Below are 25,631 nucleotides of genomic sequence, written 5' to 3'. Positions count from 1 at the left end.
TTTTCTGATTCTTTCCTAAAAGTATGGCAGAATAGCTTGACAAACGAACAGAATTTATATAAAATAGTTTGGTATGTTTAGTAACTGATCAAAACTAGCCGGCTAAACGAATACAAGAATCTAAGAGGAGGTATTCATCGTGAAACGTACTTTTCAACCAAGTAAAATCCGTCGCGCGCGTAAACACGGTTTCCGTAGCCGTATGGCAACTAAAAACGGCCGTCGCGTGTTAGCTGCTCGTCGCCGTAAGGGACGTAAAGTTCTTACAGTAGCATAAGAAGATGAAAAGAGAAGCCAGCAGAAACTCGAGTCTGCTGGTTTTTTTCTTCTCATAAGAATCTTCTGAAATATGTTACAATAGTAGGAAAGAAAGTGATGGAACGATGATACAAATTTTTGATACCCATACCCACCTCAACGTAGAGCAGTTTGACGGTCGGGTCCAAGAAGAATTAGACTTTGCCAAGGAGATGGGGGTCACCCTCCACAATGTGGTCGGTTTTGACCGTGCAACCATTGACAAGGCTATGGAGCTTGCTGACCAGCACCCTGAAATTTATCTGACACTGGGCTGGCATCCCACAGAGGCTGGCACTTATGACGAGGAAGTGGAAAACTATCTGCTCAAAGCCCTCCAGCATCCCAAGGTCATTGCCCTGGGAGAGATTGGACTGGATTACTACTGGATGACGGCGGATAAGGAAATCCAGGCTCGTGTTTTCAAGCGACAGATGGAGCTGGCCAAGCAGTTGGATTTGCCCTTTGTGGTTCATACTCGCGATGCTTTGGAAGATACTTACCAGATCATCAAGGAAGTCGGCGTCGGTCCGCGTGGAGGCATCATGCATTCCTTCTCTGGCACTCTGGAGGAGGCTCAAGCTTTCATGGACCTGGGCATGCACATCTCCTTCTCGGGAGTGGTGACCTTCAAAAAAGCCGTTGAACTTCAGGAAGCGGCGCAAGCATTGCCCTTAGAAAAAATCCTGGTCGAAACGGACGCACCCTACCTGGCGCCTGTTCCCAAGCGTGGTCGGGAAAATCGCACCGGCTACACCAGATATGTGGTGGATATGCTGGCCCAGCTTCGCAACCAGTCGGTCGAAGAAGTGGCGGCTGCGACCTACGAGAATGCAAGGAGTTTGTTCAGAATTGACTCAGAAAATTAAGATACAAGAAGTCCTCGTTGTTGAAGGCAAGGACGACACGGCAAACTTGAAGCGGTTTTACGAGGTGGATACCTACGAAACCAGAGGCTCTGCCATATCAGACGATGACTTGGAACGCATCGAGAAACTCCATGACCTGCGTGGCGTGATTATCTTTACTGACCCAGACTACAATGGCGAGCGGATTCGAAAAATCATTATGCAGGCCATTCCCACGGTCAAACACGCTTTTTTACAGCGGGACGAGGCTGCCCCCAAGTCCAAAACAAAAGGGCGGTCCTTGGGCATTGAGCACGCCAGCTTTGAAGACTTGGAAAAGGCCCTAGCAGGCGTACGTGGTCATTACGATGATGAAAATAACTTTGATATTAGCCAGAAGACCCTGATTCGGCTAGGGTTGCTTATGGGTGGCGACAGTCGCAAGCGGAGGGAGTATCTGGGAGAGAAGCTCCGCATCGGCTACTGCAACGGCAAACAACTCCTCAAACGATTGGAATTGTTTGGGATAAGTTTGGCGGAGGTTGAGGAGGCTATGGAGAGCTATCATGGATAGGGTCTACGCTGTTAAGTGCTTGGTTAAAAACGAGTTTGAACCTTCTTATGAAAATTATTCATCTTATGAAGAAGTGACCTACTTGCTGCCGGCTGATGTCCTTGTTTGGGAGGATGAGCAGGTTGATAAGAACAAACTAGCAGACTATTTGCTTGGTTTAGTTGAAGATGGCTATGTCCATGCGGATGGTATTTGGAAGCAGAGCCGTTTGTTTCATATTGCCGGTGTGCAAGAAATGGACGACAGGGTAGAGTTTGATGGACTAGCCGTGGAAGTCTATCGCTGGTTTTACAATTTTGAACGTCCAGTTACTGAGGAAGAATTTTTGAATCTCTATTATTTTGATGATTTGGGGAGATAGGCAATCTAGAGCGGAAATATTACTATTTCTGCTTTTTTGAAAATTGCTAGCGGTGTCTATTTGTGTTAAAATATAGAAAACTAGGAGGTGGACTAGATTGATAACTATAAATAAAGATGCCCAAGTAAATTTTAAAACTGATTCCAGACTTTTAGAAAAAGCCAAGGAAGTATTTGCTATGAACCAGCTGGATTTGACTGCTGGTTTTAACCTCTTCTTGCAAAATATCGCTGTAAAAAATGAGTTGCCAATTCTGACAGAAGAAGAGTTGGAAAGAGAAGAGTTGTTTTTACAGTTACAGAAGGAAATCCAGGAAAACCAACAGGCGATTGAGGCAGGTCACGGGATCAGCCTAGAAAGTGTCAAAGAGAAGTATGGAATTTGAGTCTTATTCAGTGATACTTGCTCCAGCAGTGGAGAAGGAATTGGCAGTTATTTACGCCTATTTTTCGGAACAGTTCTCAGAAGAAATTGCCAAAAGACGAATTGGGATGATTGTCGAAGCATTGGAGAGTTTGCAAATTTTTCCTGAACGTGGTTTTAACGCCGATAACCGTTTTGGTAAGCAGATAGACCCGCCTCATCTAACCCGAGGCTATGTCGTTGGAAAAGACTACATCGCCCTCTATCGCGTAGTGAAAAATGAAGTTCGAGTTGGTCATCTTTTTGCGACCAAGAGTGATTATGTGAAGTTGTTGAAGTGAGAGAGCATGAGTAGGACAGAGCAAGTCATCCTAACCAATATGTGCATGATTACAGACGGTCAGCAGGTATTAGTTCAGGATAGGAATTCAAAGAAATGGCCTGGTGTGACTTTCCCTGGGGGCCATGTCGAGCCAAATGAGTCAATTATTTCCTCCGTCATTCGTGAAATCAAGGAAGAAACGGGCTTGACGGTATCCAATCTCGAACTCTGTGGCATTCAAAACTGGACGGATCCTACTGACCATTATCGCTATCTGGTATTTTGCTACAAAACCAGTTATTTTTCAGGTTTTATCCAATCTTCTGATGAGGGCGAGGTCTTCTGGATTGACCGTGCAGAATTGAAGAATCTCCAACTTGCTGACGGTTTTGAAACCATGTTGGAAATCTTTGAACAGCCGCAGCTGACGGAGAATTTTTACTGGTTTGAAGACGGCGAATGGAAGGTGGAGAATCGTTAAAGAGTTGTACAATAAGTTTGACAACTCTTTTTTTCTATGCTATAGTAAGCCTAGAAATGATGAGAGGTATTGCTTATGGAAGCTATTGTATATTCCCATTTTCGAAATCACTTAAAGGACTATATGAAAAAGGTCAATGACGAGTTTGAACCTTTGGTCGTGGTTAATAAAAATCCAGAGGAAGATATTGTTGTACTCTCAAAGAGTGAGTGGGATAGTTTACAAGAAACCCTCGCTGTTGCTCGGAACACTTATCTGTCTCAAAAAGTCCTACGTGGTATGGCTAAAGTCAAAACGGGACAAACCCAAGAACGAAACCTGATAGAGGCGGACTAACATGGGAATCCATTTTACAGACGACGCCTGGGAAGACTATCTTTATTGGCAGGGTCAGGATAAGAAAACACTGAAGAGAATCAATAAGATTATCCAGGATATGCAGCGACATCCTTTTGAAGGCATTGCCAAACCAGAACCTTTGAAGTATGATTATCAAGGTGCCTGGTCTCGGAGAATTGATGCGGAGAATCGGTTGATTTATATGGTGGAAGCTGATCGGTTGTGCATCCTGTCGCTAAAGGATCATTATAGGTGAGGGGGATTAACAAATGAAAAAAGTCGTCCTCCTTCGAGGTGTTACCCCTGTTGGCAAGAATAAAATTCCCAAGATGTCTTACTTGGCGGAAATTTTGACGGAAGCTGGTTTAACTTCTGTCCAAACCTATATTCAAAGCGGAAATGTTGTTTGTGAAACAGATATATTAGATGAAGAACTCAGTCGGCTTATCCATCAAACCATTAAAGAAAAAATAGGTGCAGAGTTAGCGATCATTGTCAAACATCAGATGGAGTTAACACAAGCAGTTGCTGAAAATTCTTTTGGTGAGGGCTATGATCCTTCTCGTGTTCATTTGGTCTTTACCAATGATGAGATAAATGGTGAAAAATTAAACAAATTATTGCACCAAGACTTTGGCGATGAGGAGTTGCGTCTGGGAAGTCAATGTCTATACATGTATCTTCCGAGAGATGCTCGAAAGAAAAAACTAAATACCAATTATTTAGAAAAACAGCTGGACATTACAGCGACGATGAGAAAACTAAGTGTTATTTCACGATTGAGTGAAATGGCGAAATAAAAAACAAGAAAGAACACACATGAGAATTGCAGACAAAAACGTTACTCGTGCCGTCCTTGAACGCCACGGGTTTACCTTTAAGAAATCCTTCGGTCAAAATTTTTTGACTGATACCAATATTTTACAGAAGATTGTGGACACGGCAGAGATTGACCGAAATGTCAATGTCATCGAGATTGGTCCTGGAATCGGGGCCTTGACCGAGTTTTTGGCGGAGAATGCCGCTGAGGTCTTGGCTTTTGAGATTGACGACCGCCTGATTCCGATTTTGGCGGACACCTTGGGTCGCTTTGACAATGTGACCGTGGTCAACCAAGACATCCTCAAGACCGACCTGCAGACCCAGATTCAGAACTTTAAGAACCCTGATTTGCCCATCAAGGTCGTGGCCAACCTGCCCTACTACATCACCACCTCTATCCTCATGCACCTGATTGAGAGCAAGATTCCCTTCAGCGAGTTCGTAGTCATGATGCAGCGGGAGGTGGCCGACCGCATTTCTGCTGAGCCAAACACCAAGGCTTACGGAAGCCTGTCCATTGCGGTCCAGTACTACATGACTGCCAAGGTGGCCTTTATCGTGCCTCGCACCGTCTTTGTGCCTGCACCAAACGTGGACTCCGCCATTCTCAAAATGGTCCGCCGCGAGCAACCTCTGGTGAGCGTCAAAGACGAAGATTTTTTCTTCCGAGTGTCCAAGGCCAGCTTTGTGCATCGCCGCAAGACCCTGTGGAACAACCTGACCAACCATTTCGGCAAATCCGAAGAAGTCAAGGACAAGCTGACGCAGGCACTTGGCATGGCAGAGCTGGAAGCCAGTGTTCGTGGCGAAGCACTTTCCATGGCTGACTTCGCACGTTTGTCTGACAGCCTTCAGGAAGTTGGTTTATAAGCAAGTATTGATTGCGGAGAAATCTGCAATCAATATTTATTTTAATGGAAAATTGTTTTCCTGTTTGCCTTGTTCGTTGACAGTGGGGGGAAAGCTTGTTATACTGGGAGTTGATAAATTTTAAGGAATTATTGTCTGCAAATGAGCAGAATAGTAAGAACCCGTATTCACAGTTCAGCACTTCTACTTAAGGATAGTTTTTAAGCTAGTCATCGTTAGTTTTTTCAAAGTACAGTCAGTATTCTCTCAATAAAACTGCCTTGATTAGCGAAAAACTATCTCTTATTGATAATCACTTCACTTCTGAGTACAGGTTCTTACAAAAACAAGAGAGGGGTTCCCTCTTTTTTTATGAAGGTATCTTATGTTAAAAAAATTACTGAAAAAGCATCCAGATATTGTTGCAGTAACTGTATTTTTTCTTTTTTCGCTCACCCTTCTATTGCCACAGATTTTGACAAAAGCAGTGGTGACAGGAGACGATATTGTTTTTCATTATAATCGTTTTTATGATACAGCTATACAAATTAAGTCAGGAGATTTTTCTTATATAATGAGCTTGCATGGCTATCAGCAATCTGGAAGGATTGTCAATGCTCTATATGGTCCATATCTAGCCTATTTGCAAGGAGCCTTGCTGTTGTTGGCCGGAACTTGGTATCGATACCAACTACTGTCTAATCTTCTTTTAGGAGTTTTGAGTGCCACTTCGCTTTATTTTCTAATGCGAGAAGTGAAAGTACTCTATTCTCTATCTGTTGGGTTATCCATGTTTTTCGCGACTACCTACTCTGTTCAATACTGGTGGGTAGCTCAAGGATTTTCAAGTTGGGGAGTGGCCTTATTTCCGCTTTGTTTGATTCCAGCAGTTCGATTCCTAAAAACTGGTAAAGTTCCTATTTTTCTGATGGCAGGAGCTGTAGGGTTAATGTTGCAGATACACATGCTGTCGGCTCTGTTTCTCATCTTAGCCTATGCAATTCTTTTTTCAATTGGTTGGTTAAAATCGCAAGACAAATGGAACGTAATGAAAGATGTACTGTTTTCGGTTGGAGTTTTTCTGATTTTAACTGTAAATATCTGGTTACCCTTATTATATGTAAATGCAACAAATGAATTAGCAGCACCATTTATAAACAAAAAGTTTATTCAGTCAACAGTTACCTGGTCTAAGGCTTATTTCTTATACTTTCCATACTCTCTACCAATCATTTTTGCAACCTCTCTTTATTTTATGCTGAAAAAATGGAAGAAGCAATCGGTGATATTGAGGGGTCTGACAGTAACTTTTCTGGTATTTTTTATTTTTTCAACAAATCTTTTTCCGTGGCAACTATTTGCTGGTAAAGGTATTGGATTAGTGGATTTAATCCAATTTCCCTTTAGATTCTTTTTGTATGCTAATGCTTTACTTCTGACGATTGTTGGTCTTCAATTAACAGATTACGAAGTACGTAAAAAGTTGTTTTTGGGGTTGACAATCTTATCTACCATAATTGGTGTTGGTTTTACTTGGGATCAATATAATCAAGCAGTCAATGACCAGTACAACAAAGCAGAATTCTTACAAGATATGCTTCATACTACTCTATACGGAACAACGGAAGAATTACGTGCATCCTTGCATTCAAAAAATTTAGGTGAGTTTGTTCAACTGGCTCAGAAATCAACTCCCGACTATGTGCCGGTGTTATCTGAAAAAGAAGAGAATGTTCGTGCGGTAAATGAGGCTAAATCTCGTTATGATCGTTACCGTGACCAGATTATTTTACCTAACCAGCAATTTAATAAGCAAGTTTTTGGGGATAGCTTAAAAATAAGTTGGTCGGCAAATCAATCAGAGGAAATCCAAATACCGATTGTTATTTACCGAGATAGTGAATTGACATTGAATGGAAAGAGGTTAGGGAAGATGGATTATTATCTTTCCACTATTGGTGTGCCAACGGTTACCAGCCAAAAAGGGAAGAACACCCTAATCCTCTCCTATAAGCAACAATGGTGGTTATTGCCAGTTATCTTTATCAGTTTGACTGGCTGGATACTTTGGTCGATTTATTATACCTTTATCTACCGAAAATCAAATATTTCCTAAGAGAGAAATGCTATGAAACAAATCAAACTCAAGGCAACCAAGCAATTTATTCTGGTCATGGTAATGACCGTCTTGCTGGCTATGGGGCGAGCCCTTTTACTGAGTGATGTATCTTTTCCACTCTGGTTTATTCCCTTGCCCTTGATTGCCTATCTTATTTTTACATTTTATGTATTGGTCTTGCTTGATAAATATGAGAAATTTATAAAGACCAAAACCTTTGCCAAGTATGTCGGCTATTTTCTAGGTTTTCTATATCTTATCAACCTGGTCTATCGGCTCAATGCCAAGAAGTATCAACCCTGGAATATTTTCCGGAATAATCTCTTTCAATTTGAGCTTCTATTGATGTTGGCTCTTCCTGTATTGTTGGCATTTTTATGGCGGAAGAAGACGGGAATTCGAGAAAAATTAAGCCAGTGGTCAGCCAATCACTTGGTACCAGATGGCTATTTGCTCTTGACCAGCTTACTTTCTCTCAGTCCACTAGCTATATCTTATTGGAAAGATAGCCATTATGAGAGTTTGGTTGAGAAAGGTTCTTACATAGAGTTTTTCAGCCAGACACCCTTGTTTGCACCTATCCATTTTATAGGGACCTACATTTTTCTTCGCTATCTTCATAAGGCATTTGTAGAGTTTAAGGCCAATCGAACCAATGTCTACAGCATGCTCTTTATCAGTTTGGCACTGGCTACGCTATCGCATATTGGTTATCAGGCTTCTATGGCTGGAGCGACTGGTTCTTATTTCACACGTCATCTCTTTCCAGGGGCTATTGTCTTCCAGATTGCCTGCCTCTTTTTCCTCAATGTCATCATTAGCCTAGTTATCAACCGCCAAATCTTATCTGTTGCCGTGATTGCTAGTCTAAACGTCATTTTGGTTACGGCCAATTTTCTCAAATTCCGCTACCGTTCGGAGCCATTGACCCCCAATGATTTCAAATGGGTCGGGAACTTGGGGATGATTCTCAGCTTTATCAGTCTACGTGTTGTCTTGGTATCGCTCGTCTTTATAGTCCTCCTTGTGTTTATCTACCGACGTATTCACAAGAAGTACTTCCAAGGAAGGATTGTCGCTTCTATCTGGAAAAGGCTGGCAGGAATTTCAGTCATCGTATCCTTGATTTTAGGAATGGGCTGGGCAATTCGCAATGAAAAAGACCATAAGATTGCTGGCTGGATTCCTATTCTTTCTCAGGTTAATAACTGGCGGAATGTAGATTGGAAGGGCTACGCCTTTGTGGCTCGTTATCGCACTCTTTCATTCCTCTGGTTGCAGCAACTCAGCAAGACCAGTATGGAAATGCCTGAGAATTACTCTGAGAAGACCATGAAGGCCATTGTGAAGAAGTATACCGCCTTGGCTGAGGAAATCAATGCAGAACGGACAGGTCAATTGACTGACCAGACGGTTATCTACATTCTTAGTGAGAGTTTGGCTGACCCGCGTCGGATTCCAGGTGTAACCCTTAGTCAAAATGTCCTTCCAAATATTGAGTACATCATGAGCCAGACTACCAGTGGCTTGATGAAGAGTGACCACTATGGTGGTGGTACGGCTAATATCGAATTTCAGGTCTATAGTGGTCTGCCCTTCTACAATTACAGCTCATCCATTTCTTCAGTCTATCTGGATGTGGCGCCAAATATGAAGAAGTTGCCAAGTATCAGTGACCTCTATCCAGCAGATAATCGTATTGCCATCCATCCTTACTACGATACCAGTTACAACCGAAATTCTATCTATAAGCAGCTGGGGATTGAGCAATTCTACACTCTCAATAGTGCCAAGTATCCTCTTACTGTGACGGCTGAGGATTATCAGGGGAATTTTGTCAGTGACAAGAAGACCTATGACTTGATTTTGGATCAGGTACGTTCTGCCGATACCAGCTTTGTGTCGGCTATTACCATGCAGAACCATGTTCAGTGGAATTCTCTAGAGCCTGCAGGTATAATAGCATCGGGTGAGGGCTTCACGGCTGAGGAAAATGAAAACTTGACCAGCTATGTTCGCCTCCTATCCTTTACGGATCAGGCAACAAGGGATTTTCTAGACCAGCTTAAGACCTTGGATAAGAAAGTGACAGTTGTTTTTTACGGGGACCATTTGCCAGGTTTGTATCCAGAGTCAGCTTTCGTGACGGACCCAAGTGCGCAGTATAAGACAGATTATTTCGTTTGGAGCAATTTTGATACAGCGAAATACAATTATGAGCTAGTTAACTCTAGCGACATGAATGCACTGATGCTGGAGACGACCAATAACAAGGTCAGTCCTTACTATGCCCTCTTGACAGAAGTACTTCATAAGGACCGAGTAGGACAGGCTGAGCGAGATGCGAAAGTTGCAGAAGAACTCAAACTGGTCCAATATGACCTATCTACAGGAAAAGGATACCTTTTGAAATACAAAGATTTTTTCAAAGTAGCGACTGAAACGACAGAATAAAATCACGACCAAGTCAGATAGCTGGCTTGGTTTTTCTTTATGTGAAAATGGACACAAATATGGGAAGGAGTGGTATAATAAAGGTGTTTATACACTTCAAAAATCAAAATTATCCGTTGTCAAGAGTCTTGATGAATGGAAAACTTTTCAGCCTGTTACCTTAAAATAAGAAAGTAACAGTGTTCTATCGTCGGCTTGAAGACGCAAACATTGTTTTGTATTTTCCACCTTCAACTATCTGGAAGATAGTTGAAGGTGGTCTACTTTTGATTTTCGTTGAGTATTATTATTTTATAACAATGATTGGTGGAATGTCTTTTAGGATACTAATAAGTAAAATTAAAACGATAGTAATGTTTGCAATTAGATAATTTTGTTTCATTGATATTCCCCATTGTTGAATATAGATAATATTTATTTTAAAATCATGATAACATCTATTAAGTTATGCTTTAAACAAATCCCTTATATACAAAAGGAGGTCTGGAAATGAGTTGTTTTGGGAAAACGTTGAAATTTATCAGAGAGGGAAAGGGGAAGAGTTTGGCGGAGGTCGCCAAGGGACATATTTCTACTTCTCAACTTTCTCGGTTTGAAAATGGGGAATCCGACATTACTGTTAGTAAATTATTTGGTGTGCTGGCAGAAATGAATGTGGATGTGGACGAGTTCGTGTATGCCAGTCAGGATTTCAAAAAAGATGAGCTGACTAGAATTTTGGAACAACTAAAACAATCCATCTATATCAGAGATGTTGTAACCATAAAGAAAATCTTGTCTGAACAATTAGCAAAAGCAGAAAGAGATTCTCGTAGGGAGTTTCATCGGTTGAATGCTATTTTAATCGCTTATAAACTGAGAAACTTAGATAAGACAATAGTTGTTTCGAAAGAAGATACAGCCTTTTTAACGGATTACTTATTTCGAGTTGAGAATTGGAGCTACTATGAGATCTTACTATTTGCGAATACGATTGACAAATTGGGTCATCAAACAATGATGCTTTTTTGTAGAGAGTTAATTCATCGTACACAGTTTTACCGTGAAATGAAACAACATCGATTGGTAGTTTCTCAAGTTCTCCTTAGTGCTTATCTAGTCAGCGTTCAAACTAAGGAACTTGTCGACGCAATCTTTCTTGAAAAGACTATCGAAGGTTTGCTTTTCGACGAGACAGAAATTTTTGAACGCATTTTGTTTAAATTTGGTAAGGCTTTTTATGATTATCAAAATACCGGAACTTCTAATGCTATTTTGGAGATGAGAAAGTGTATTGGACTTTTACGAGCGGTCGATAGCCAGAATATAGCAGATTGGTATGAAAGTATATTGGAAAAGATACTTATTGAGTAGTGGTTGCGTATAAGGGACATATTTTGTTGTCCTATATTTATAATTTATTATTAATAATGCGTAAATTTATTTATTGGACAAGAAAAGGAGAAGAATATGTCTGTAATTGAATTTAAAAAGTTGTCTTCAAAATTATTAAAAGTAAGTAAAATTGAAACCCTCAGTGGATGTGGAACAAAAAGAACACAGCAAACAAAAGGATGGTATTAATTTTTGGTTTTTCGATTAGTAAAATTAGTCTAGTTGACAGAGATTTTTTATATTATTATCGCTACAAGTTTCGTTGATTAAACTTATTGTATTTTAAAAACATAATAGTGTATTGATTCCATTAAATAAATTTACGTATTTTTAAGGAGAATATGATAATGAAATTTATGCTAAATTGTGATTACTACTACCATTACTTTGGTGAAGATTTGATGGTTATAGGAAAATACGGTCAATACTTATTAAATGAATATCAAGCGTTAGTTTTAAAACAGATAAACGAAACGGGTAGTGTAGAAAGTTTGATAGGTTACTTCTCTGATATAGCGGGGGAATGTGAAACAAAAATAAAAAAGCTATTATTGGATACATTAAAATTATTCTTGAAGAAAGAGTTTATTGTTAAAGGAGTTTCTGTTTATCCGAAGCATATTTATGGTGAAGTTGGGAAATTTTACCCTAGGAAAATAGTTATAGAATTAACGAATAAATGTCATTTACAGTGTACACACTGTTTTAAGGAAGCTGGACCAATTAACAGGAATTTTTTGAAGTATGAAGAGCTAATAAATTTTTTAGATAGGGTAAAAGGAAAGGTTTATGAAATACAGTTAACGGGTGGGGAGCCGATGGCACATCCTCATTTTAAAGAGATTTCAAAATATGCTACGGAGAACTTTCAAGAAGTAACAATGACAACCACTGGTCATTTAATTAATTCCAAAAGTATAATTTATTTGAAGGGAATGAGCTACATTCAAATTTCTTTATATCATCATAATCCGATTCTAAACGACCAAATTACCAATGGAAAGGATACATTAAATAAAACGATTAGAGGAATAAGATTTCTAAACAATGAGAATTTAGACTATTCAGTGACCAATATTGTTCGAAACAGTCTTATCGACGAATTTGATAATTTTATAGAATTTTTAATACTAAACCAAGTAAAAGCGGTGAGATTTGGGCTATTTAGTCATTTGGGTAGAGGTAAGTTAGTCGGATCAGATTGGTTTTTAAGTCCCTCTAAAGTAGAAGAATTTTATGAGATGCTTATAGAAAAAAGTAGAGAGTATGGGAGCAGAATTAATATACATACATGGGAAGAAGATAATTGCTTTAACTATTTTGAAGACATTGTAGATGGGACAATGCGTTGCGGAGCAGGTGTTATTGAATGGACAATCAATGAGAGTGGCCATATTAAGCCGTGTACATTCTTTCCGGATGGTGAGTTTTCTTCTTACTCTCTTCAAAATTTTGAAGAATATTCAATGCAAAATCACGAACAGAATATTGTAAGGAAAATAAATGATTGGGAAGGTTTGCTCCAGACGGTTGGGTTATCAACTAGAAATATTTGCGAAGAAATCTATAAAATGGTGGAGAAGAAATGAAAAAGAGGAATTTTTGGCTAACCTTATCTTGTATTTTTGCAGTAGCCCTGCTAAATGTTGGCTTTCTGTACCAATATCGCTATATTATTGATGCTATTGCAGCTGGAGATAGACAGGCCTTTGTGTCTTATTTTGTGCAGATGGGGTTAACTGTCCTTGTCATGCTGGTTTTTGAATACATTCGTCAGATTGCCAATGTCAGCTATCTCAATCAAGTAGGTTTCCAATTGCAGGCGACCTTTATTGGGAAAATTTTTGATTTACCTTTTAGGCAGTTTGTTGAGCAGGGGGCAGGGGCCTATATTTCTCAGCTCAATAATGATTTGGAGACGGTGAAAGAAGATTATTACGACGCTTTCTTTACAATTTTTCAAGGTGCTTGTACCTTTGGCATTGCCAGTTTGGCCCTTCTTAGCTTGGATGGTCTGACCGCTATTTTCTTGATTCTGATCTCATTCTTACCAGTTGTGATTCCCTATTTGTTTAAAAAGCGGAGAAGGCTCAATCAGGAGGCGATTTCGGACAGTCAGCAGGTCTATAATACAAGAGTTTCAGATGTCTTTCTGAGTTATTTGCAAGTGAAAAATAGCCACCAAAGACAGCAAGTTTTAGATGGTCTGAACGATCGCTATCAAGCAGTCAATGACAAGGTCAATCAGGCCACTCGAACGACAGTAACCATGCGGCTCTTAGTCGGTTTTGTCTTTTATCTGACCACTCTTTCGATTATCTTTATCGGTGGTTTTCAAGTCTTTTCTGGTGCCTTGACCATCGGTGGCTTGACAGCTATTCTGACCATTTCAGAGCAGTTGGTGGATCCCATTAATAGCATTGCGGCAGCCTTTTTGGACAGGCATGCCGTTAAGAAATTAAAGCAAGAGTTTGAGCTATCTACTTTTGGTCAAGAAACGAAGGGACAGGAACTAGCTTCAGCTTTCCAGAGTATTCAACTGGTCAAGGCTAGTTATGCTGTCGGTGAAAAACAGGTCTTTGAAGACCTGACCGTAGCGTTTGAGCGTGGCAAGAAGTATTTAATTCTTGGGGAAAGTGGTTCTGGCAAATCTTCCTTGGCTCTTATTTTGACCAAGAATAGCCAACTGCAAGCAGGGGATATTTACGTTGATCAAATCTCTCTTTCAGACTTATCCTACCAAGCCATTCAAGACAAGATTGCCTATCTGCCACAAGAGGGATCCCTTTTCCATGATACGGTTCTATATAACTTGACCATGGGACGGGAGGTTCCAGAAGATAGGCTGATGTTTCACATTAAGACCGTGAACCTTGACAGTCGTTTCCCAAGTTATGCTTCTTTGAGCGAGGAAATTAGTGATGATAGCGGACTGTCTGGTGGACAAAAGCAACGCCTGCTCTTGATCCGTGCCTTGCTGCAAGATAAGGATATCTTGTTGCTGGATGAAAGTCTGTCTGCCTTGGATCAGGAAACCTATGCAGTGATTGAAAATTACCTTGCCTCACTAGCTGATAAGACGCTCATTCATATTTCCCACCGCGTGTCCGATGAGGTCCTTAGCCGTTATGATGGGGTGGTACGGATTGGGGAGAGCAATTAATACTCTTCGAAAATCAAAATCAGACGTTGTTGACTTGATTTGATGAGCGAGGCTGGGCAAAAAGCACAGCACCGCTTCACAAAATTAGTGTCAACATCTCAGCGCAGTGGTTGATTGGCAGATTTGTTCGTGTTTTACACTCCAAATCTGACCTAATCAACTGTGCGGGGGGTGGGAAGACGAACTCTTCTATGAATGGTCGAGTTCTTTCCCACTCCCAGCCTGTTCCTTTGAAACAAAATAGTAACAGGGTTCTATCTGCGTAAGTAGAAACGAACTACGTTCGCTCTATTTCCAACCTCCAAAGGTTCCCAAAACCTTTGGAGCTAGTCTGTTTTTGATTTTCATTGAGTATGAGTGAGAAGATATAAAAATGCCCCCAAGTCATCAACTTTGACTTGGGGTCTCTCCATTTATCATGCGGAGGAAGGGATTTGAACCCTCACACCCGATGGGCACATGCGCCTGAAGCATGCGTGTCTGCCGTTCCACCACCTCCGCTTGCTTTTTATTATACTATTTTTTATTTGAAATGACTAGAGTAAAGTGTAAAATCTCAGAGTCTGGGTAAAAGACCATCTCACTTCATAAGGTTAGTGTCAACATCTCAGCGCAGTGGTTGATTGGTAGAATCGTTCGTGTTTTACACTCCAAATCTAACCATTACGACTGTTGCGAACAAAGTTCGCTTTATATCCAACCTCAAACTGTCTCCCAGACAGTTTGAGCTGTGCGGGGGTGGGATTGAAACAGTCTGGGAATAGACTGTTTCAGCTCAACAACTTGAAACGTGGAACGGGTGACGCGCTCTTTTATTAAGGTTCGAGTTCTTTCCTGCTCCTTTTTTCTTAGGAAATTTGGTATAATAGGAACAAGTACACACAAAGGAGTCTTCATTGCAAGGAAGAATTATCAAGGCCTTGGCAGGTTTTTACTATGTCGAGGCGGATGGACAGATTTATCAAACCAGAGCTAGAGGAAATTTTCGTAAGAAGGGACAAACGCCCTACGTGGGTGATTTTGTGGACTTTTCTGCGGAGGAAAACTCAGAAGGCTATATATTAAAGATTCATGAGCGGAAAAATAGTTTGGTTCGACCTCCTATCGTCAATATCGATCAGGCGGTGGTTATCATGTCGGCCAAGGAACCTGATTTTAATGCCAATCTACTGGATCGTTTCCTAGTTCTCCTTGAACAGAAGGATATGGATCCCATTATCTATATCTCTAAGATGGACTTGGTAGAAGATCGGACGGAGATGGATGCCTTCAAGGCTATCTATGAGAAAATTGGCTATCCTTTTGTCTATAGTTTGGAGGAATTGATGCCTCTTTTACAGGACAAGGTGACGGTCTTTATGGGGCAGACAGGGGTTGGGAAATCGACTCTTCTCAATCGCATTGCGCCAGAATTAGCCTTGGAAACAGGGGCGATTTCAGATAGTCTGGGGCGTGGTCGCCATACCACTCGTGCGGTCAGCTTCTACAATGTCTTCGGTGGAAAAATTGCGGATACACCCGGTTTTTCATCCCTAGACTATGAAGTCAAGGAGGCGGAGGCTCTGACAGATTGTTTCCCAGAGATTGCGGAAAGTAGCCAGGATTGCAAATTTAGGACCTGTACCCATACCCATGAGCCGGATTGTGCGGTCAAGGAAGCTGTTGCCAGCTCTGCCATTTCCCAAAGTCGCTTTGATAATTATCTCCAATTCCTCAGCGAAATCCAAAATCAGCGTGAAACCTATACTAAAGTCAGTAAAAAATTCAAATAGAAAGTTGGTTCTCTATGTCACATTTTAAGATTGCACCGTCTATTTTGGCGGCAGATTATGCAAATTTTGAAAAAGAGCTCAAGCGTCTAGAAAAGACAGGTGTGGAGTATGTGCACATTGATGTCATGGATGGTCATTTCGTGCCAAATATCAGCTTTGGGGCGGATGTGGTTGCGGCTATGCGTCCTCATAGCAAGCTGGTTTTTGATTGCCATCTCATGGTGTCCAATCCTGAAAATCATATTGAGACCTTTGCACGTGCAGGCGCAGATATTTTAACCATTCATGCAGAAGCAACGGTTCACTTGCATGGAACCTTGCAGAAAATCCGTGCTGCTGGTATGAAGGTGGGTGTGGTCATCAATCCAGGTACGCCGCTTGTGACCATTGAGCCTGTGCTTAACTTGGTGGATCAGGTGCTTCTCATGACGGTCAACCCAGGTTTTGGTGGACAAGCCTACATTCCAGAGGTTGCGGATAAGATTGCAGATTTGGTCAAACTCCGTGAAGCCAAGGGCTTGGCCTTTGATATTGAAGTGGACGGCGGGATTGACGATAAGACTATTCATTCAGCCAAAAGTGCGGGTGCCAATGTCTTTGTGGCTGGCTCCTATCTCTTCAAAGGAGACTTGGATGCCAACGTTGCCAAATTGAGAGCTGCCCTCAATGATTAAGATTGCTGTTATTGCAGGCGGTTCCTTTGACTGCCTTCCTGAGCCTGCCGACCTCTATGTGGGGGTAGATGCAGGCTCTCTTCGTCTTCTGGACCATTCCCTGCCTCTTGACTGGGCTATCGGTGATTTTGACTCGGTGACCTCTGAGGAGCTGGGGCAGATAAGGGAGATGGCAGAGCAGTTTCTGCAAGCTCCTGCTGAAAAAGATGATACAGACTTGGAGTTGGCTTTAAAGGAAATCTTCAAGGCCTATCCGCAGGCCCAGGTTCGCATATACGGAGCCTTGGGTGGTCGCATGGACCACATGATGAGCAATCTCTTTCTGGTTGCAGAACCCGACTTGGCAGCCTATATGGAGCAGATTGAATTGGTGGACAGTCAGAACGTCGTCCGTTTTCGACCTGCAGGCAGTCATAGGATTTCGCCGATTGCTGGTATGAAGTACATTTCCTTTATGCCGTCGGACCAAAGCCACCTGACCATTCGTTATGCCAAGTACCCGCTGGATGCCAGCAATTATTTTTTCAAAAAATGCTATGCTTCTAACGAATTTATAGATAGGGATATAGACATTCAACTGGATCAGGGCTATGTGGTCCTGATCTACAGTAAGGACAAGGATTAGATGGATATTGTACTACTTATTTTGCTGATACTGGTCTTGCTTGCCTTGGTTTTTCTTTATGGAAAATGGCAGAGCTTGGCCCTGCTTTTGCAAGATCAAGCCGAAGATACAGCAGACAACTTGTCTGACCAGCTCAGCTATCAACTAGAAAATGCAACTCTCAAACAGCAGCAGACCATTCACCAGGAGGTGGAAAGACTCCGCACGGAGCTTTACCAACAGCTAACCGACATCCGTCAAGAGCTGAATAAGAGCCACTTGGAAACGCGAGATGCCACCGACCTTCGTTTGCAGGCCATTCAGGAGTCCAATGAAAAACGCCTGGAAGAAATGCGGCAGACGGTTGAGGAAAAGCTGGAGAAAACCCTGCAAACCCGCCTACAAGCCTCCTTTGAAACGGTGTCTAAGCAGTTGGAATCAGTCAATCGTGGTCTGGGTGAAATGCAGACGGTGGCGCGTGATGTGGGTAGTCTTAACAAGGTGCTGTCTGGCACCAAAACCCGTGGCATCATGGGTGAATTGCAGCTGGGACAGATTATCGAGGATATTTTGACACCTAGCCAATATGAGCGAGAGTTTGCCACAGTTTCAGGCTCTAGTGAGCGTGTGGAGTATGCGGTCAAGCTACCAGGACGGACTGAGGGAGACTATATCTACTTGCCAATCGATTCCAAGTTTCCGCTGGCGGACTATTATCGCTTGGAAGATGCCTACGAAAGTGGGGATAAGGACCAGATTGACCTCCATCGCAAAAATCTCCTGGCAGCTATCAAACGTTTTGCCAAGGACATTCAGAGCAAGTACCTCAATCCGCCTGAAACCACCAACTTTGGCGTCTTGTTCTTGCCAACCGAAGGGCTGTATTCAGAAGTGGTCCGCAATCCCATTTTCTTTGATGAGCTTCGCCGTCAGGAAAATATCGTAGTAGCAGGACCCACTACCCTTTCTGCCCTGCTCAATTCCCTCTCCGTCGGCTTTAAGACCCTTAACATTCAACGGTCGGCCGATGATATTTCCAAGGTCTTGGGCAATGTCAAGCTGGAATTTGGCAAGTTTTCTGACCTCTTGGTCAAGGCCCAGAAACAGCTCAATCAAGCTAGCAGCAATATTGACAAACTCCTAACCACTCGCACCAACGCCATCGAGCGTAGTCTTCGTACCATTGACCTGTACGAAGATGACCAAACCAAGGGGCTGCTTGGCCTGTCCCCATTAGATGAGGAAGATAATGAAAATTAACCAAATGAAAAAAGATGAATTCTTCGAAGGATTCTATCTAATCAAGTCAGCAGAAGTCCGACAAACACGGGCTGGAAAAGACTACCTAGCTCTGACCTTCCAGGATGATACTGGTGAGATTGAAGGCAAGATCTGGGATGCCCAACCAGGGAAAATCAAGGATTTTACTGCTGGAACTGTTGTTCACATGCAGGGGCGCCGTGAGGTTTACAACAACACCCCCCAGGTCAATCAACTGGTTCTTCGTTTGCCAAAGGCAGGCGAGCCCAACGACCCTGCTGATTTCAAGGAAAAACCACCTGTGGATGTCAAGGACACCAAGGACTATTTGAGCCAGATGATTTTCCGCATCGAAAATGCCACTTGGCAGCGGATCGTCCGTGCTCTCTACAGCAAGTACGACAAGGAATTCTATTCCTATCCAGCAGCCAAGACCAATCACCATGCCTTCTACTCAGGCTTGTCCTTCCATACAGCGACCATGGTACGCTTGTACGCTTGGCAGATAAAATTGGTGACATCTATCCCCAGCTCAACAAGAGCCTGCTCTTTGCAGGAATCATGCTTCATGACCTAGCCAAGGTGATCGAACTGACTGGTCCAGACAATACTGGCTACACTGTCCGTGGCAATCTGATTGGTCACATTTCCTTGATTGATGAAGAGATTACCAAGGTCTTGATGGAATTGGGCATCGATGACAGTCTGGAGGAAGTGACTGTTCTGCGCCACGTTATCCTCAGTCACCATGGGCTCTTGGAGTATGGAAGCCCTGTCCGTCCGCAGATTATGGAGGCGGAAATCCTCCACATGATTGACAACATTGATGCGGAAATGATGATGATGCTATCGGCCTTGGACAAGGTCGGCCCAGGCGAGATGACCAACCGCATCTTTGCCATGGATAATCGCGCCTTCTATAAGCCCAATATCGACTGATGGCAGTTAGGATAGTGTCTCGACAGCCCCTCACCAAAGGCTGGTCCACGGACCAAAAGTACAAGGTCCAGCTAGAAGATGGTCGCCTTGGTCTTTTGAGAATAGCAGAGCGGCCAGCCTATGAGGCTAAGCAATTAGAGTTTCAGTTAGTTGAAAACCTGTTTGGTCTAGGTTTGCCTGTGGCAGAGCCACTAAGTTTTTGGGCGGATGACTTGTCAGTCTACACCCTTTATGAATGGATGGAAGGTCAGGATATGAATGACTTGGCTACCAGTCTGTCAGAACAAACCTTATATGAATTGGGCTGTCAGTCAGGGAAGTTTTTGCGAACCTTGCATGCCCTACCGATTGATCAAAGTCTGCGCGACTGGAACAGTTTTTATCAGGCTAAGATTGACAATAAATTAGCTGCCTACCAAGCAGCTAGTCATTCCTATCCAAATGGTCAAGCCATGATAGCCTTTGTTCAGGCCAACCGTCACTTGCTTGAAGGGAGACCGATTGCCTACCATCATGGAGATTTTCACACAGGTAACTTTCTACGGGGCCAGGATGGAAGACTGAAAATTTTAGACTTTGACCGCTACGACATAGGAGACCCCTGGGAAGAATTTAACCGTTTGATTTTCACGGCAGATTTGTCTCCAGCCTTTGCGCGTGGTCAGGTAGATGTCTATTTTGACGGCGCTATTCCAGAGGAATTTTGGAAACTCATGGCTCTTTATGTAACAGTAAATAGTCTAGGCGCTCTTTCTTGGGCAGAACAAGTAGATTCCGAACAAATTCCATTGATGAAGTTGCAAGCGCAGAAGATTTCTGAATGGTATGAATATTTTAATCATCATCTTCCAAAGTGGTATATGTAAGCGATAAACAAAATACGAAAAAGACGGACTTTTCAATCAAAAAAGTTCGCTTTTTGTAGTTTGTTGTGATATAATAGAAAAAAGTGAAAGAGGATGATTTTATGAAATTAAGAAGAAGTGAGCGTATGGTTGTCATTTCCAATTACCTCATCAACCACCCTTATGAATTAACTAGTTTGAATACCTTTGCGGAAAAGTATGAATCTGCCAAGTCATCTATCTCAGAGGATATTGCCATCATTAAAAAGGCTTTTGAGGAAAGCTCTATCGGGCATATTGAAACCATTACTGGTGCCAGTGGAGGAGTTGTTTTTACTCCATCGATCTCTAAGGCAGAGTCTGTCGAAATTGCACAGGCCCTTCGTGATCAGATGGCCGAAAGTAATCGTATCTTGCCAGGCGGTTATATCTATTCATCTGACTTGCTGTCTACACCACATATTTTGAAAAATGTCGGTCGTATCATTGCAGATGCTTCCAAAGATGAGAAGATTGATGCGGTCATGACAGTTGCGACTAAGGGGGTCCCTTTGGCCAATGCTGTTGCCAATGTCCTTAATGTACCGTTTGTGATTGTGCGTCGTGATTTGAAAATCACAGAAGGTTCAACAGTTTCTGTCAACTATGTGTCAGGATCTAGCGACCGTATCGAAAAGATGTTCCTGTCTAAGCGTAGTTTGAAGGCAGGAAGCCGTGTCTTAATCGTCGATGACTTCTTGAAAAATGGTGGCACCATCAATGGTATGATTAGCCTCTTGTCTGAGTTTGACTCAACCTTGGTAGGCGTGGCTGTCTTTGCAGAAAACCAAAAAGGGGACCGTAGCGTAGCTAACTACAAGTCTCTGCTCGCTGTGACCGACATCAATGTCAAGGAAAATCGCGTGGATGTTGAGTTGGGAAATATTTTTGAATAACATACATGCAAAAAAGAGCTGGTTTTTCAGCTCTTTTTTACTATTCTTTCAAAACTCTCCGACCGCGCCTCCACGCTGATTTCTTCTAAAGTCAGCGGGTGGGTCAGGCTGAGTTTTTGGGCGTGGAGCATGAGGCGAGGGGGAGCTACTCGACTGTAAAGCGGGTCGCCGATTAGAGCGTGACCGTGGTGGGCTAAATGAACTCGGATTTGGTGTGTACGACCTGTTTGGAGACGACAGGAAACTAGACTATTTTTACCAAGGGTCTTCAAGAGGCGGACCTGGGTAAGAGCTGTCTGCCCCTTGCGGTTGTCGACCACTCGCTTTCTACGGTCATGCCGGTCCCGTCCAATCTTATCGGTAATAGTCCAGTCAGTCATTTTTAGCTGGCCTTGGCAGAGGGCTAGGTAGTCACGGTAGATGACCTTGTCTTCCAAGAGCCGATTGAGAATGGGCAGGATAAAGGGATTTTTGGCGAAGAGAATGGCTCCGCTGGTTTCCATATCGAGTCTGTGGACCACATAGCAAGTCTGTCCCACATAGGCAGACACATGGTTGAGCAGGGCAATTTCTGTCGGATCATTGCCGTGGGTTTTCATGCCTTCGGGCTTGTTGACGATAATGAGGTGCTCATCTTGATAGAGTTCCTCCACCAAGTCCGCCTGTCCCAGAGGAATGCTTTTTTCAGGATAATCTTCCTGGTCAAAGGTCAATTCTAACAAGTCGCCTGCGGTAATCGGGCACTGCCAGTTAATCAGCTCACCGTTGACACGGACCTGTTTCTTGGTGCGGAGAAAGTGGCGAATTTTTCTGGGAATGAGAAAATAATCTTCCAAGACTTCCTTGACAGTCAGTTGAGGAAAGGCTTGGGGAATGCGAATATCAATTTTCATCTTATAGGCTGGTTGAGTGCTTGGGTTGCACTTTTTCGTTTGGATTGAGGTAGTTCATGGCATTGTTAACAGCGGTTGGGGCTTCGCCCAGTCCAGTCGCGATCAGGTCAATCTTGCCCTCGTAGAAGCAACAGTCACCGATGGCATAGATACCAGGGACAGAGGTTTCTTGCTTGCTGTTGACGACAATGCGGTGGCGATTGAGTTCCAATCCCCATTCTTTCAGCGTTCCGACAGATGATTTGAAACCGTAGTTGACAAAGAGGTGGTCAAAAGACAGGGTCAGCTTGTCCTCGCTCTTCACCTTATCGAAATCAATGGCAGAAGCTCTGCCATTTTCCCCAGAAAGCCCTTTAGGGATAAAAGGTGTGTGAATGGTCACGCTGGACTGCTTGAGCTCTTCCACGCTGTGCTCAAGGGCTCGGAAGTTATCGCGGCGGTGGATGATCTGGGTGGTCTTGGCGATCTTTTCAAAGGCCAGGGACCAGTCGACCGCAGAGTCACCACCACCCAAGACGACGATGTCCTTGTCGGCATACTGCTGGATATTAGACACGTGGTAATGGACGTTGTCAAAGCTGTCAGCACCATCAATCTCCAGCGGACGAGGCTTGAAGGCCCCGCCACCCATAGCGATAATCAGGGTCTTGGTCTGGTGGTTGCCCTTGTTGGTTGTTAGGGTAATGGTTTCCCCAGGTTCGATAGCAGTCAGGGTTTCATTGAGGCAGATGGTGGTGTCAAATGGAGCCAGCTGGGCAAGGAGGTTGTCGGTCAACTCCTGTCCCGTCAGGCTTGGAAAGGCTGGAATGTCTAAAATGGCCTTCTCAGGATAGAGAATGGCAGGCTGGCCACCCAGTTGGGGAAGGGAGTCAATGATTTTGACCTTGGCTTGACGGAGATGGGCGTAGAAGGCGGCGAAGAGACCGACTGGTCCGCCACCGATGATAGTAATGTCATATACTTGTGTCATAGGAATCCTCTTCTTTGTTCAGAATGACCCTATTTTATCATATTTTTGGAAAAAATTCCCTGTATGTTGTCACAAGTTATCGCAGGCTTTTTTCTGCTAGTTTTTAGGAAATGGTGTATAATGGTACAAAATTCACTAGAAAGAGGTAAAGTATGGACGATTTGCAACATCAGCCGATTGAAGTTCCAGAAGATTTCCAAATTGATCATGAAGACCGACCTAGCCGTCGCCACAGGGGAAATCGTGGCTCTATTGATAAACCAAAGAAAAAATCACGTATTCCGGAGCCGATTCGTAAATTTTGGCGCCGTTATCAACTGACTAAAATTTTAATCATTTTAATGGTCCTGACAGTTCTTACAGTAGGTGGCTATCTATTTTTCCTTGCAAAGACAGCTAATGTTGGTGATTTACAGCAGGCGCTAAAAGCCACAACGATTATTTACGATAAAGATGGTGCGGAAGCTGGGACATTGTCTGGTCAGAAGGGGACCTATGTAGAGCTGGATGCTATCTCTGATAATTTAGAGAATGCCGTTATCGCTACAGAAGATCGGAGCTTCTACAAAAATTCAGGCATTAATTACCAGCGTACAATTTTGGCTGCCTTGACGTTAGGTCGGTCTGGAGGTGGTTCAACTATTACCCAGCAATTGGCAAAAAATGCCTTTCTAACTCAGGATCAGACCATCAGTCGAAAGGCTCGAGAATTCTTTTTGGCTCTGGAAATCAATAAAAAGTACAGCAAGCAAGAAATTTTGACTATGTATCTCAACAATGCCTACTTTGGAAACGGGGTCTGGGGAGTGGAAGATGCAAGCCAAAAGTACTTCGGTATTCCAGCTAGTAATCTTACTCTTGAGCAAGCGGCCGTCATAGCAGGTATGCTCAAGGGACCTGAGATTTATAATCCTTATTATTCTCTAGAAAATGCAGTTAATCGTCGGGATACAGTCCTGCAAAATATGGTCAATGCTGGTTATATTGATCAGGCGACTGCAGATGCAGGTTTCCAAGTAGACCTAGCCAGTCAGCTTTCAGATACCTATACAGGGAAACAAAGCAATTATTCCTATCCATCCTATTTTGATGCTGTGATTGCTGAGGCGATTGAGCGATACGGACTGAAAGAATCAGACATTATTAATAACGGCTATAGGATTTACACAGAGATGGATCAAAATTCTCAAGCCAGCATGCAGGTGATTTTTAATGATGAGACTATGTTCCCAACATCAAGTTTTGATGGTACCCATGCTCAGGCTGCCAGCGTAGCTCTTGATCCTAGGACTGGTGGAGTTCGCGCCTTGGTTGGTCGAGTTAACAGTTCAGAGGATGCGGTCTTTCGGACCTTCAACTTTGCGACACAAGCCAAGCGCAGTCCTGGTTCAACAATCAAGCCTCTTGTTGCCTATGCTCCAGCAGTAGCGGCGGGCTGGTCGATTGATATGGCTCTGGATAACCATACAGAAACCTACGGCGATTACACCTTGCATAACTATGATTATTCGACTTCTGATACCATTCCAATGTATCAAGCTTTGGCTCTCTCTTACAATTTACCAGTAGCTTATATAGTGAACACCTTGGGTATTGACAAAGCCTTCGAGTATGGACAAAAGTTTGGACTTGATATGGAAAATGTCGAGAAAGTTTTGGGTGTTTCAATTGGTTCTGGAGTGGAGACCAATCCTCTGCAAATGGCCCAGGCCTACGCTACTTTTGCGAATAAGGGTGTGATGAAGGATGCCCACCTCATCACTCGTATTGAAACGGCTAGTGGAAAGGTTTTAGCAGAGCATCGAGAAACAAGTACCAAGGTGATTGACCGTGCTGTCGCAGATAAGATGACAGCAATGATGCTTGGTACCTATACCAATGGTACGGGAGTGACAGCAGATACGGCCAATTATCATATCGCTGGGAAAACAGGAACAACCGAAACGAGTTTTGATGTCAATCTCGTCAATGATCAGTGGCATATTGCCTACACACCTGATTTGGTCATCAGTCAGTGGGTTGGTTTTGAGCAGACAGATGAAAATCATTATATAGATAGCAGTAGCTACTGGAAGGCTCCGTCGGTCTTCCAGACTGTGGCCAATTCAATCTTGCCATATACTGCAGGAAGTAAGTTCGAAGTAGAAAACGCCTATGCACAAAATGGTATTGTAGAAGTAGCTCCAGATGAAGCTGCGCAAACTGAATCAAGCCTTGGTCAAGAACAGGTACAAGAAATTTCAGAACAGGCGAAAAACTTGATTGAGCAAACCAAACAAAATCTAATCGATGCCCAGTTACCAGAACGAGCAAAAACCTTGTGGGATAACATAACGTCTTGGTTTGGAGAGTTGTCAAATCCATAAAAACATG

The 25,631-nt window shown here is 42.9% G+C and carries 26 protein-coding genes, 1 tRNA gene and 1 pseudogene; 25 read left to right on the top strand and 3 right to left on the bottom strand.

Features of this window, described 5'->3' with window-relative positions; translation table 11 throughout:
* Positions 1-139: 139 nt before the first annotated feature.
* From rpmH to YYK_RS08820, 17 genes are all read left to right on the top strand, one after another.
* Positions 140-277 (top strand): 50S ribosomal protein L34, encoded by a 138-nt coding sequence (gene rpmH, locus YYK_RS08900; RefSeq protein WP_002939016.1) that lies wholly within the window; start codon positions 140-142, stop codon positions 275-277.
* 106 nt (positions 278-383) lie between these two features.
* Positions 384-1,166 (top strand): TatD family hydrolase, encoded by a 783-nt coding sequence (locus tag YYK_RS08895; RefSeq protein ID WP_012028536.1) that lies wholly within the window; start codon positions 384-386, stop codon positions 1,164-1,166.
* Positions 1,150-1,719, top strand: a complete 570-nt coding sequence (rnmV, locus tag YYK_RS08890; RefSeq protein ID WP_012775700.1) for a ribonuclease M5 — start codon at positions 1,150-1,152, stop codon at positions 1,717-1,719. Before YYK_RS08895 ends, rnmV begins: the two co-directional genes overlap by 17 nt.
* Positions 1,712-2,080, top strand: a complete 369-nt coding sequence (locus YYK_RS08885; protein ID WP_014917322.1) for a hypothetical protein — start codon at positions 1,712-1,714, stop codon at positions 2,078-2,080. Before rnmV ends, YYK_RS08885 begins: the two co-directional genes overlap by 8 nt.
* A gap of 97 nt (positions 2,081-2,177) precedes the next feature.
* Entirely contained in the window at positions 2,178-2,465 is a 288-nt protein-coding gene (gene relB, locus YYK_RS08880; RefSeq protein ID WP_012028535.1) for a type II toxin-antitoxin system RelB/ParD family antitoxin, read from the top strand.
* Entirely contained in the window at positions 2,455-2,784 is a 330-nt protein-coding gene (locus YYK_RS08875) for a type II toxin-antitoxin system RelE/ParE family toxin (RefSeq protein ID WP_012775364.1), read from the top strand. The genes relB and YYK_RS08875 overlap by 11 nt, the downstream gene beginning before the upstream one ends.
* A gap of 6 nt (positions 2,785-2,790) precedes the next feature.
* Positions 2,791-3,246 (top strand): 8-oxo-dGTP diphosphatase, encoded by a 456-nt coding sequence (locus tag YYK_RS08870; protein ID WP_012028534.1) that lies wholly within the window; start codon positions 2,791-2,793, stop codon positions 3,244-3,246.
* 75 nt (positions 3,247-3,321) lie between these two features.
* The gene (locus tag YYK_RS08865) at positions 3,322-3,582 is read left to right on the top strand and encodes a type II toxin-antitoxin system Phd/YefM family antitoxin (protein ID WP_002939010.1); all 261 of its coding nucleotides are present in this window, start codon (positions 3,322-3,324) and stop codon (positions 3,580-3,582) included.
* A gap of 1 nt (position 3,583) precedes the next feature.
* A complete protein-coding gene (locus YYK_RS08860; protein WP_012775363.1) occupies positions 3,584-3,841 on the top strand; it encodes a Txe/YoeB family addiction module toxin in 258 nt (85 codons plus the stop codon).
* A 13-nt stretch (positions 3,842-3,854) separates the two neighbouring features.
* A complete protein-coding gene (locus YYK_RS08855) occupies positions 3,855-4,385 on the top strand; it encodes a DUF1697 domain-containing protein (protein WP_009910909.1) in 531 nt (176 codons plus the stop codon).
* 19 nt (positions 4,386-4,404) lie between these two features.
* Entirely contained in the window at positions 4,405-5,277 is an 873-nt protein-coding gene (gene rsmA, locus YYK_RS08850; protein ID WP_012775362.1) for a 16S rRNA (adenine(1518)-N(6)/adenine(1519)-N(6))-dimethyltransferase RsmA, read from the top strand.
* A 364-nt stretch (positions 5,278-5,641) separates the two neighbouring features.
* On the top strand, positions 5,642-7,372 hold the full coding sequence (locus tag YYK_RS08845; protein WP_012775361.1) for a glycosyltransferase family protein: 1,731 nt from the start codon (positions 5,642-5,644) through the stop codon (positions 7,370-7,372).
* A gap of 12 nt (positions 7,373-7,384) precedes the next feature.
* The gene (locus YYK_RS08840) at positions 7,385-9,829 is read left to right on the top strand and encodes an LTA synthase family protein (protein ID WP_012027881.1); all 2,445 of its coding nucleotides are present in this window, start codon (positions 7,385-7,387) and stop codon (positions 9,827-9,829) included.
* A gap of 489 nt (positions 9,830-10,318) precedes the next feature.
* Complete coding sequence (locus tag YYK_RS08830; RefSeq protein WP_012027880.1) at positions 10,319-11,182, top strand: helix-turn-helix domain-containing protein; 864 nt, start codon at positions 10,319-10,321, stop codon at positions 11,180-11,182.
* Between the two features lie 96 nt (positions 11,183-11,278).
* The gene (locus YYK_RS10555; RefSeq protein ID WP_014636519.1) at positions 11,279-11,392 is read left to right on the top strand and encodes a TQQ cross-linked RaS-RiPP peptide; all 114 of its coding nucleotides are present in this window, start codon (positions 11,279-11,281) and stop codon (positions 11,390-11,392) included.
* Between the two features lie 158 nt (positions 11,393-11,550).
* Positions 11,551-12,792, top strand: a complete 1,242-nt coding sequence (locus YYK_RS08825) for a radical SAM protein (protein ID WP_014636518.1) — start codon at positions 11,551-11,553, stop codon at positions 12,790-12,792.
* Positions 12,789-14,366 carry an ATP-binding cassette domain-containing protein gene (locus YYK_RS08820; RefSeq protein WP_012027878.1) on the top strand — a complete coding sequence of 526 codons (1,578 nt, stop codon included), beginning with the start codon at positions 12,789-12,791 and terminating at the stop codon, positions 14,364-14,366. The genes YYK_RS08825 and YYK_RS08820 overlap by 4 nt, the downstream gene beginning before the upstream one ends.
* Before the next feature lie 419 nt (positions 14,367-14,785).
* Here the strand turns inward: YYK_RS08820 and YYK_RS08815 are convergent.
* Positions 14,786-14,867, bottom strand: a tRNA-Leu gene (locus YYK_RS08815).
* Positions 14,868-15,262: 395 nt separating this feature from the next.
* Between YYK_RS08815 and rsgA the strand changes: the two genes are divergently transcribed.
* The 7 genes and pseudogenes from rsgA to purR all read left to right on the top strand — a co-directional run bounded on the left by rsgA (position 15,263) and on the right by purR (position 21,395).
* Positions 15,263-16,138, top strand: a complete 876-nt coding sequence (gene rsgA / locus YYK_RS08810; RefSeq protein WP_012027877.1) for a ribosome small subunit-dependent GTPase A — start codon at positions 15,263-15,265, stop codon at positions 16,136-16,138.
* 14 nt (positions 16,139-16,152) lie between these two features.
* Entirely contained in the window at positions 16,153-16,812 is a 660-nt protein-coding gene (rpe, locus tag YYK_RS08805; RefSeq protein ID WP_012027876.1) for a ribulose-phosphate 3-epimerase, read from the top strand.
* Complete coding sequence (locus tag YYK_RS08800) at positions 16,805-17,437, top strand: thiamine diphosphokinase (protein WP_012027875.1); 633 nt, start codon at positions 16,805-16,807, stop codon at positions 17,435-17,437. Before rpe ends, YYK_RS08800 begins: the two co-directional genes overlap by 8 nt.
* Positions 17,438-18,676 (top strand): DNA recombination protein RmuC, encoded by a 1,239-nt coding sequence (locus YYK_RS08795; RefSeq protein WP_012775699.1) that lies wholly within the window; start codon positions 17,438-17,440, stop codon positions 18,674-18,676.
* Positions 18,666-19,615, top strand: a pseudogene (locus YYK_RS08790) (3'-5' exoribonuclease YhaM family protein). Before YYK_RS08795 ends, YYK_RS08790 begins: the two are co-directional and overlap by 11 nt.
* A complete protein-coding gene (locus tag YYK_RS08785) occupies positions 19,615-20,481 on the top strand; it encodes an aminoglycoside phosphotransferase family protein (RefSeq protein ID WP_012027872.1) in 867 nt (288 codons plus the stop codon). Before YYK_RS08790 ends, YYK_RS08785 begins: the two are co-directional and overlap by 1 nt.
* Positions 20,482-20,582: 101 nt before the next feature.
* Positions 20,583-21,395, top strand: a complete 813-nt coding sequence (gene purR, locus YYK_RS08780) for a pur operon repressor (protein ID WP_014917321.1) — start codon at positions 20,583-20,585, stop codon at positions 21,393-21,395.
* Positions 21,396-21,421: 26 nt separating this feature from the next.
* Here purR and YYK_RS08775 read toward each other — a convergent pair whose 3' ends face one another.
* Both YYK_RS08775 and YYK_RS08770 read right to left on the bottom strand, forming a co-directional pair.
* The gene (locus tag YYK_RS08775) at positions 21,422-22,288 is read right to left on the bottom strand and encodes an RluA family pseudouridine synthase (RefSeq protein ID WP_012027870.1); all 867 of its coding nucleotides are present in this window, start codon (positions 22,286-22,288) and stop codon (positions 21,422-21,424) included.
* Between the two features lies 1 nt (position 22,289).
* A complete protein-coding gene (locus YYK_RS08770) occupies positions 22,290-23,258 on the bottom strand; it encodes an NAD(P)/FAD-dependent oxidoreductase (RefSeq protein WP_012027869.1) in 969 nt (322 codons plus the stop codon).
* A 152-nt stretch (positions 23,259-23,410) separates the two neighbouring features.
* Here YYK_RS08770 and pbp2a point away from each other — a divergent pair, with 152 nt between their 5' ends.
* On the top strand, positions 23,411-25,624 hold the full coding sequence (gene pbp2a / locus YYK_RS08765) for a penicillin-binding protein PBP2A (protein ID WP_012027868.1): 2,214 nt from the start codon (positions 23,411-23,413) through the stop codon (positions 25,622-25,624).
* The last annotated feature ends 7 nt before the right edge of the window (positions 25,625-25,631 follow it).

Origin of the sequence: Streptococcus suis S735, assembly GCF_000294495.1 — a bacterium.
Lineage (GTDB): Bacteria > Bacillota > Bacilli > Lactobacillales > Streptococcaceae > Streptococcus > Streptococcus suis.
Note: the sequence above shows the minus strand (reverse complement) of the source record. Positions and strands in the feature narration are given on the sequence as shown.

Coding starts and splice junctions, on each gene's coding strand:
- YYK_RS08855 (WP_009910909.1), top strand. CDS start 3,855: ATGAAAAAAGTCGTCCTCCTTCGAGGTGTTACCCCTGTTGGCAAGAAT.
- rsmA (WP_012775362.1), top strand. CDS start 4,405: ATGAGAATTGCAGACAAAAACGTTACTCGTGCCGTCCTTGAACGCCAC.
- YYK_RS08770 (WP_012027869.1), bottom strand. CDS start 23,258: ATGACACAAGTATATGACATTACTATCATCGGTGGCGGACCAGTCGGT.
- YYK_RS08800 (WP_012027875.1), top strand. CDS start 16,805: ATGATTAAGATTGCTGTTATTGCAGGCGGTTCCTTTGACTGCCTTCCT.
- purR (WP_014917321.1), top strand. CDS start 20,583: ATGAAATTAAGAAGAAGTGAGCGTATGGTTGTCATTTCCAATTACCTC.
- YYK_RS08860 (WP_012775363.1), top strand. CDS start 3,584: ATGGGAATCCATTTTACAGACGACGCCTGGGAAGACTATCTTTATTGG.
- YYK_RS08870 (WP_012028534.1), top strand. CDS start 2,791: ATGAGTAGGACAGAGCAAGTCATCCTAACCAATATGTGCATGATTACA.
- rpe (WP_012027876.1), top strand. CDS start 16,153: ATGTCACATTTTAAGATTGCACCGTCTATTTTGGCGGCAGATTATGCA.
- YYK_RS08840 (WP_012027881.1), top strand. CDS start 7,385: ATGAAACAAATCAAACTCAAGGCAACCAAGCAATTTATTCTGGTCATG.
- pbp2a (WP_012027868.1), top strand. CDS start 23,411: ATGGACGATTTGCAACATCAGCCGATTGAAGTTCCAGAAGATTTCCAA.
- YYK_RS08820 (WP_012027878.1), top strand. CDS start 12,789: ATGAAAAAGAGGAATTTTTGGCTAACCTTATCTTGTATTTTTGCAGTA.
- YYK_RS08785 (WP_012027872.1), top strand. CDS start 19,615: ATGGCAGTTAGGATAGTGTCTCGACAGCCCCTCACCAAAGGCTGGTCC.
- YYK_RS08885 (WP_014917322.1), top strand. CDS start 1,712: ATGGATAGGGTCTACGCTGTTAAGTGCTTGGTTAAAAACGAGTTTGAA.
- YYK_RS08830 (WP_012027880.1), top strand. CDS start 10,319: ATGAGTTGTTTTGGGAAAACGTTGAAATTTATCAGAGAGGGAAAGGGG.
- YYK_RS08795 (WP_012775699.1), top strand. CDS start 17,438: ATGGATATTGTACTACTTATTTTGCTGATACTGGTCTTGCTTGCCTTG.
- YYK_RS08875 (WP_012775364.1), top strand. CDS start 2,455: ATGGAATTTGAGTCTTATTCAGTGATACTTGCTCCAGCAGTGGAGAAG.
- YYK_RS08825 (WP_014636518.1), top strand. CDS start 11,551: ATGAAATTTATGCTAAATTGTGATTACTACTACCATTACTTTGGTGAA.
- YYK_RS08775 (WP_012027870.1), bottom strand. CDS start 22,288: ATGAAAATTGATATTCGCATTCCCCAAGCCTTTCCTCAACTGACTGTC.
- YYK_RS08845 (WP_012775361.1), top strand. CDS start 5,642: ATGTTAAAAAAATTACTGAAAAAGCATCCAGATATTGTTGCAGTAACT.
- YYK_RS08865 (WP_002939010.1), top strand. CDS start 3,322: ATGGAAGCTATTGTATATTCCCATTTTCGAAATCACTTAAAGGACTAT.
- YYK_RS08895 (WP_012028536.1), top strand. CDS start 384: ATGATACAAATTTTTGATACCCATACCCACCTCAACGTAGAGCAGTTT.
- YYK_RS10555 (WP_014636519.1), top strand. CDS start 11,279: ATGTCTGTAATTGAATTTAAAAAGTTGTCTTCAAAATTATTAAAAGTA.